A 7,692-nucleotide genomic window follows, 5' to 3' on the forward strand; every position below is an offset into this window, starting at 1 on the left:
ACCGGTGCTGTGGAACCGGTTCTCGGCAGCCCAGAAGGCAGCCGAATCGGACAGGGGGCAAAATGCACGAGCGGGAGTTTCGCGCCTTCGTCTCTATAGCGGAGATAGGCCGTATGGATCAGGCGGCGAAGGTCCTCGGTTATTCACAGCCCGCCATCAGCTATCAGATCAAGTGCCTGGAACAAATGCTCGGTACAAAGCTCTTCACTCGCGATTCCACCGGCGCCCAGCTCACCCGCGAAGGGCGCATGATCCTGCCGTCGGCCCGTGCCGTACTGGCTCTTATCGACAGCATGAAAGGCGTCTGCGCCGCCTGACTCCTTCCTGGCACGCCCTAGGGCCCGTGTCCCCGCACAACGGGGGCCGGGCCCTTGTCCGTTGGTGGCGGAGGGCGCCGGGGGGTGCCGGGGGGGATCGCGGGGTCCTTCCGAGGGGGAGCCGATCCGGCGCCTTCTGTCCACAGGGTGTGGATGGCAGGAAGGTGCAGCGAACGCAACCGACGGTTAAGTCGGCGGGCGGTCAGCCGACACGGTCGCTGTCCCAGACCCAGGCGGCGATCCCGACCCGGTTCCGGACGTCCAACTTCCGCTGGACGTTGGCGATATGGGTCTTGACCGTGCCGGCCGAGATGAACAGCTCGCCGGCGATCTCGGCGTTGGTCATCCCCTGGGCGACCAGCCCCGCGATCTCCACCTCGCGTTCGGTCAGCGCCTCGAGTGGCTGCTTGGCCCGCGGCTTCTCCGGCTCCTGGAACTGGCGCAGCAGACGGACCGTCACCGAGGGGCTGATCATGGCGTCCCCGGCCATCGCCGCCCGGATCGCCTCCACCAGCAGGGTGGGTCCGGAGCGCTTGAGGAGGAAGCCGCAGGCGCCGTTGCGCAGCGCGGTGTGGACGTACTCGTCCAGGTCGAAGGTGGTCACCACGATCACCTTGACCGGGTCCTCGACACCGGGTCCGGTGAGCAGCCGGGTGACCTCGAGCCCGTTCATCCGCGGCATCCGGATGTCGGCGAGCACCACGTCCGGCCGGAGCCTACGGGCGAGTTCGACGGCCTCCAGGCCGTCCGCGGCCTCCCCCACGACCTCCATGTCCGGTTGTGAGTCGATGATCAGCCGGAAGCCGATCCGGACGGTGTCCTGGTCGTCGGCCAGCAGGATGCGGGTGGTCACGACACTCACCGTAGCCGGAAGAGCACACTCTCCGCACCGGGACGGTCCGCGGGCCCGTATCGAAAGTTTCGTTAAGGGCTTTGGGGCCGTGGGGGCGGTTGGGAGCATGCCGCCAGGCGGTGTCGCGGGCCCGAGGTGACTCCTATGACACGGCCGGACCCCCCTCTCGACGCCGTGCGGCCCCGTGCGGTGCCTTTCAGGTTGGAGTGGTGACTGAGCATGGCTCGCACCAGAACACTCAGAGTGGCGGCGGCATGTGCGGTGTCCGTGACCGCTTCCGTGGCGATGATCGCGAGCGGCACCCTGGCCTCGGCGGCCCCGGACTGGCTGGGCCGCGCCGCGCACGGGTCCCCCTCGGACGTGGCCCTGATGGCGGCGGAGACCGGGAACCCGGTGCGGCCCGCCTGGCCCGCCGGGACGTTCGACAACAGCGGCGCTCCGGGCGGGAAGACGGGCGGGCGGGGCGCCACCGCGGCGCCGAAGCCCGCCGCGCCCGCCGACGGGGTGACCACGGCCGCCCGCCGTCCGGTGCTCAGCGCTGCGCGCCTCTCCGGCGGCGCCGCCTACGAGTTCGTGATCGGCACCGGTGACTCACCGCGCACCGGGCAGACCGTCTCCTCCGGCTGGCTGCGGACCCCGCGCTGGACCGTGCCGGACGGCCTGCTCAAGGACGGGGAGCGGTACCGCTGGACGGTACGGGCCAAGGACCGCGCGGGCGACACGGTGACCGCCGACGCCCCGGCCCGCTCCCTGGCGGTGGACCTGCGGCTCGGCGCACAGGCGGCCGACGGGCCGGTGCCCGCCGACACCCTCGGCCCGGTGTCGGTGAACCTGGCCAACGGCAACGCCACGGCCTCCGTGGCCACTCCGCAGGCCGCCACCCCGGCCGGGCCGCTGGGCGCCACCTTCACCTATGACTCGCTGGCCACCGCCGAGGCGGGACTCACCGGCAGGTACTACAGCGGCACCTCCGGCAGCGGTATCGGCGACACGGAGGACCCGGCGGCCGTGCGGACCGACACCCAGCCCTCGTTCGGCTGGGGCGGCGACCAGGCGCCGTGGCCGCGGGCCGCGCCCGGCGACCGGTTCCGGGCGCGCTGGACCGGGCGGTTGCGGGTGCCCGACTCGGGCGGCTACCGCCTGGGCGGCGTCTACGACGGCGGGGTGCGGATCTGGCTGGACGGCACACCGGTGGTGGACGACTGGACGGGCGAGAAGGGCGGACCGGCACCGCGGTTCGGGTCGGTCCGCCAGCTGAGGGCCGGTCACACCTACCGGATCCGGATGGAGTACCAGCGGCCCGCCGAGGGCGGCCAGGTGGCCCTGTGGGCGCAGCGGTCCGGCAAGGGTGCTCTGCCGGTGCCCTCGTCATGGCTGTCGCCCGACGGCGCCGTACTGCCGCCCGGCTGGAGCGTGACCCCGGCCGCCACGGGTGCGAAGGACGCGAGCGCGCTCAAGGAGGGCACCGGCGACGGCGCGCCGGGCGCGGGGACGACGACCTCGACGACACCGGCGGGCGCGCCGGGGGCTGCCAACGGCGTGGCGGATCCGCCGAGTCAGGGCGGTAGCGCCTCCGGAGGGTCCGCGCCGCTCGCCGTGCCGAAGGGCAAGAACAGGAGCACGGCCAAGGACAAGGACAAGGCCGAGGGCACCGGCGACGCCGCCCGGCGCACGGCGGCGAAGGCGGCCGAGGACGCGGGGCTGACGTTCTCCTACGCGGGCGACGAGACCTGTGCCGACGACCACGCCCCGCAGGGCTTCGTCTGCGCCGTCTCCGTACCGGGCGTCGGCACCACCCAGCTGCGCTACGCGGCCGGGAAGCTGGCCCGCATCGTCAACCCCGGTGAGGAGACCACCGACTTCGGCTACACCGCCGACCACCGGCTCACCGATGTCCGCACCCCGCTGGTGATGGACTGGATCGCGGCCGATCCGGACCGCCGCGACCGCACCACCGCCAACTACCGCCTCGGCTACGCCGACACGGTCCGGCAGGCCACGCGGCTGGACGGCCCCGAGCCCACCGGTGCCGCGGACGGCGGATCCGCCCGCCCCGAGCACACCTACGGCTACGGCTCCGGCTCCACCCGGATCGAGGTGGCCGGGCTGCGCGGGGTGCGCACGGTGGCGTACGACCCCGCGGGCCTGGTCAGCGCCGACACCGACGCCACCGGCCGCACGGTGCGCACCACCTGGACCGCGGACGGCGGTCCCGCCACCCGGCTCGACGCCGCCGGGCGGCTGACCACCACGGTGCACGACGAGGCGGGCCGCCCCGTCGGCACCTTCGGACCCGGCCCCCGGAAGTGCTTCGCCGACGACGGGCGGCTGGTGACCCCGGCGCCCGACGGCTGCGCGAAGGTGCCGTCGGAGACCACGGCCTATGGCGCCGCCGGCATGACCACCGTCACGGCGGGCTCCGACGGGGTCCCGGACCGGACGGTGGAGACCCTGCTGAACGAGATGGGCGTACCGGTGGCGACCGTCACCGACCCCGGGGGGCTGAAGCTCAGGACCGGCTACTCCTACGACGCGATGTTCCGGCCCACCGCCAAGGTGATGCCCAGCGGTGCGCGGCAGACGTACACGTACTACGGCGCGGACGAGAAGGCCGACAACCCGTGCACCGACCGGGATGATCCGCTGCCGCAGGCGGGGCTGCCGAAGGCCGTCACCTCGGCGGCACCGGCCGAGGGCGGGCCGCGGGCCGAGAAGTTCGTCTACAACACCCGCGGGCTGCCGGTCGCGGTGAACTTCGGCGGGCCGGAGTGGGCCTGTGTGGACTACGGGGAGCGCGGCCAGATCCTGGCCATGCACGTGCCCGGCAATGACGACGCCCCGGCGCGCACCATCACCTACGACACCGCGTACGGCGGGGACCCGCTGACCACCAGGGCGTCCGAGCCCGGCGGCGACCTGGTGTACACGGTCGACCTGCTCGGGCGGACCGTGCGGCTCACCGATGTCCAGGGCGTCCGTACCGACACCCGCTACGACCGGGCCGGACGGGTGGTGCGCGAGACCTCCACCCCGCCCGGGGACCGCGCACAGGTGAAGACGGTGCGGTACGACGACGCGGGCCGGGAGACCGGTGTCGCGCTGGACGGCCGGACCCTGGCCACGGTCGCGCTGGACGAGGGCGGCCGGATCGCGAAGGTGTCGTACGGCAACGGCTCGGAGCTGGCGGTGCGCCGGGACGCCGCGGGCCGGATCACCGCCAAGGACTGGACCATGGCCGACGGCCGCGAGCTGCCGAGCACCGTCAGCCGCGCCCGCTCGGGTGTGGTGACCGATGAGTCCACCGCGGGCGGGGGCGGCCGGAAGAACGGGCCCGACTACCGCTACGACGCGGCGGGCCGGCTGGTGGACGCCTGGGTGACCGGACACCACTACGGCTACGACTTCACCACCGCGCCCTCGGGCTGCCCCGACGGCACCGCGAAGGGCGCCGGGGACAACGGCAACCGGCTGCGGCTGACCGACCGCACGGCGGACGGCACCACGGAGACCGGCTACTGCTACGACGCGGCCGACCGGCTGCTCGCCACGACCGGCGACACCCCGGTGAGCGGGGTGACCTACGCGCACAACGGCCATATGACCGGCTACCGGCAGGGCGGCGCCACGGTGGCGCAGCGCCACGACGCGGCCGAGCGCTACCTGGGGACGAAGCTCACCGGGAAGGACCCGGCCGAGGTGGTCTACGCGTCGGACACCGCCGACCATCTGGTGCGGCGGAGCTCGACCGGTGCCGGTGACACCGGACAGCTCTACGGCCACACCTCGCTGACCGACCCGGACATCGATTTCGTGCTCCGCGCCGACAAGCGGGTGCTGGCCCGGGTGGTGGCCCTGCCCGGCGGGGTGGTGCAGGTGCGCAAGGGCGCCGTGGACGGGGCCCGTACCAGCTGGAGCTATCCGACCGTGCGCGGCGATGTGTTCGCCGTCGCCGGGGACGACGGACACCAGCGGGGCGGGGTGTACCGCTACGGCCCGTTCGGCGAACCGCTCACCGCCGACGGCACGGTGGACCCCGACCACGTCCCGGACAACCTGCCCGGGGACTACGACTACGGCTGGCTCGGCCAGTACCAGCGCGGGACCGAGCACGCGGGCGGGCAGTACGCCACGGTGCTGGACACCCGGCTGCTGAACAACGCGCTCGGACGGTTCACCCAGCCGGTCTCCGGCGGCCCGTTCCTGAACGCCTACGAGTACGCGGCCGGTGACCCGGTCGACCACGTGAGCATCGACGGCTTCAGCCTGGAGGTGGAGAAGGAATGACGGAGAAGTATTTCGAGGACGCCGACGTCGGCCTGCTGGAACACCACGGCACCCGACTGGTCCGGGTCACCCCGCGGCACGGGGGTGACGGACCGGGGTGGATCGCCGCCAACCTGGACGGGCTGCGGGCGGCGATGCTGGACCACGCCGCGGTGATGGTGAAGAACCTGGACCTGGGCGAACAGGACGAACTCGCGGGTCTGGCCGAGCTGATCGGCGGCCGGACGCTGGAGTACAACGAGCGCTCCACCCCGCGCAGCCGGGTCAAGGGCAATGTGTACACCTCGACCGAGTACCCGGCCGACCAGTCCATTCCGCAGCACAACGAGAGCGCGTACTCCCACAACTGGCCGCACAACCTCTTCCTGTACTGCGCCAAGGCGGCGGCCACCGGCGGGGAGACACCGGTGGCGGACAGCGGCGCGGTGCTGGACCGGCTGCCCGGGGAGCTGGTGGCGCGGTTCGAGGAGCACGGGGTGCTCTACACCCGCACCTACCGCACCGGGATGGGGCTGTCCTGGCAGGAGGGTTTCCAGACCGACGACCGGGCGCAGGTGGACCGCTACTGCGCCGAGCACGGCATCGAGGCGGAGTGGGACGGTGAGGTGCTGCGCACCCGGCAGCGCCGTCCGGCGGTGGTGGAACACCCCCTCACCGGGCGCCGGGTGTGGTTCAACCAGGCACATCTCTTCCACGTCCACGCGCTGCCGGAGGCGGTCCGCGAGGGGCTGCTGGAGATCTGCGGCGAGGACGGGCTGCCGCGTAACGCCTATGTGGGCGACGGCACCCCGATCACCGCGGAGGAACTGGCCGTGATCCTGGACGCGTACACCGCCACGACCCTGGCCGAGCGGTGGGAGGACGGCGATCTGATCATGATCGACAACATCCTCACCACGCACGGGCGCCGTCCGTTCACCGGGGACCGCAAGGTGCTGGTGTCGATGACCCGGCGCGAGGGGTAGGCGCGGGATGTCCGGTCAGCCGCGCGACGCCGTCGCCACCCTCGACGGGCCGGAGCTCACCGGTCCCGGTCCCGGTGAGGTCGACCTCACCGATCCGCAGACCTTCCTGGACCGTGAACTGGTGCCGATGTGGCGCCGGTTCCGGCGGGAGAGCCCGGTCCACTGGCATCCCACCGAGGGGCTGATGCCCGGCTTCTGGGTGCTCTCCCGCCATCGGGACGTGATGGCGGTCTACCGCGACAACCGTGCCTTCACCTCGGAGAAGGGCAACGTCCTCACCACCCTGCTCCAGGGCGGTGACTCCGCGAGCGGCAAGATGCTCGCGGTCACCGACGGGGTCCGCCACCGCGAGATCCGCAACCTGCTGCTCAAGGCGTTCGCGCCCCGGGTGCTGGAGCGGGTGGTGGCGGGTGTGCGGCGGCGCACCGAACGGCTGATGCGCACCGCCGTCGGACGCGGCGCGTGCGACTTCGCCCAGGACGTGGCCGAGCACATCCCGATGGCCACCATCGCCGATCTGCTCGGGGTCCCGGAGTCCGACCGCGGCTATCTGCTGAGCCTCACCAAACAGGCGCTGAGCGCGGAGGAGGCGGGGCAGAGCGTCCAGGACTCACTGGTGGCCCGCAACGAACTGCTGCTGTACTTCGCCGAACTGGCCGAGGAGCGGCGTGAGGAGCCCACCGGGGACGTGATCAGCGTCCTGGCCACGGCGGCGATCGACGGTGAACCGCTCACCGAGGAGGAGATCGTCTTCAACTGCTACAGCCTGATCCTCGGCGGTGACGAGACCAGCAGGCTGTCGATGATCTGCGGGATGCGGGAGCTGATCGGACACCCGGCGCAGTGGCGGCGGCTGCGCGACGGTGACGTCTCCGTGGACAGCGCCGTGGAGGAGGTGCTGCGCTGGGTCACCCCGGCCATGCACTTCGGACGGCGGGCGGTGGTGGACACCGAGGTGGGCGGTCAGCGGATCAGGGCGGGGGACATCGTCACCCTGTGGAACACCTCAGCCAATTACGACGAGGAGGTGTTCACCGCTCCCGAGGTATTCGATCTGGGGCGCACGCCCAACAAGCATGTGTCGTTCGGATACGGTCCGCACTTCTGTCTCGGCGCTTATCTGGGGCGTGCGGAAATCCATGCGATGCTCACCGCGCTGCGCTCATTCGTGGCGGCCGCGGAGTTGACGGGACCGGGCCGGCCGATCCACTCCAACTTCCTGCACGGCTACAGCAGCCTGCCGGTGGCGCTGACCCCGGCCACCGGCTGATCC

5 protein-coding genes are annotated in these 7,692 nt (G+C 72.3%); 4 read left to right on the forward strand and 1 reads right to left on the reverse strand.

Going from position 1 to position 7,692, the window contains the following annotated elements; translation table 11 throughout:
- Positions 1–62 precede the first annotated feature (62 nt).
- Entirely contained in the window at positions 63–317 is a 255-nt protein-coding gene (locus AC07FT_RS24105) for a LysR family transcriptional regulator (protein ID WP_176182264.1), read from the forward strand.
- A 202-nt stretch (positions 318–519) separates the two neighbouring features.
- On the opposite strand, the gene AC07FT_RS24110 is transcribed toward AC07FT_RS24105, so the two are convergent.
- A complete protein-coding gene (locus tag AC07FT_RS24110) occupies positions 520–1,170 on the reverse strand; it encodes a response regulator (protein ID WP_471203674.1) in 651 nt (216 codons plus the stop codon).
- 267 nt (positions 1,171–1,437) lie between these two features.
- On the opposite strand from AC07FT_RS24110, the gene AC07FT_RS24115 reads away from it, so the two are divergent.
- Genes AC07FT_RS24115 through AC07FT_RS24125 form a run of 3 tightly spaced genes read left to right on the forward strand, consistent with a single transcriptional unit; the run spans position 1,438 to position 7,689 of the window.
- The gene (locus AC07FT_RS24115; protein WP_479178056.1) at positions 1,438–5,454 is read left to right on the forward strand and encodes a PA14 domain-containing protein; all 4,017 of its coding nucleotides are present in this window, start codon (positions 1,438–1,440) and stop codon (positions 5,452–5,454) included.
- A complete protein-coding gene (locus tag AC07FT_RS24120; protein ID WP_479178057.1) occupies positions 5,451–6,419 on the forward strand; it encodes a TauD/TfdA family dioxygenase in 969 nt (322 codons plus the stop codon). The genes AC07FT_RS24115 and AC07FT_RS24120 overlap by 4 nt, the downstream gene beginning before the upstream one ends.
- Positions 6,420–6,426: 7 nt before the next feature.
- Positions 6,427–7,689, forward strand: coding sequence for a cytochrome P450 (locus AC07FT_RS24125; RefSeq protein ID WP_479178058.1), 1,263 nt, complete (start codon positions 6,427–6,429; stop codon positions 7,687–7,689).
- Positions 7,690–7,692 lie beyond the last annotated feature (3 nt).

The organism is Streptomyces sp. NPDC045899, assembly GCF_056431485.1.

What these genes read in the sequence shown, in the direction of transcription:
- AC07FT_RS24105 (WP_176182264.1), top strand. Translation starts at nt 63, where the DNA reads ATGCACGAGCGGGAGTTTCGCGCCTTCGTCTCTATAGCGGAGATAGGC.
- AC07FT_RS24125 (WP_479178058.1), top strand. Translation starts at nt 6,427, where the DNA reads ATGTCCGGTCAGCCGCGCGACGCCGTCGCCACCCTCGACGGGCCGGAG.
- AC07FT_RS24120 (WP_479178057.1), top strand. Translation starts at nt 5,451, where the DNA reads ATGACGGAGAAGTATTTCGAGGACGCCGACGTCGGCCTGCTGGAACAC.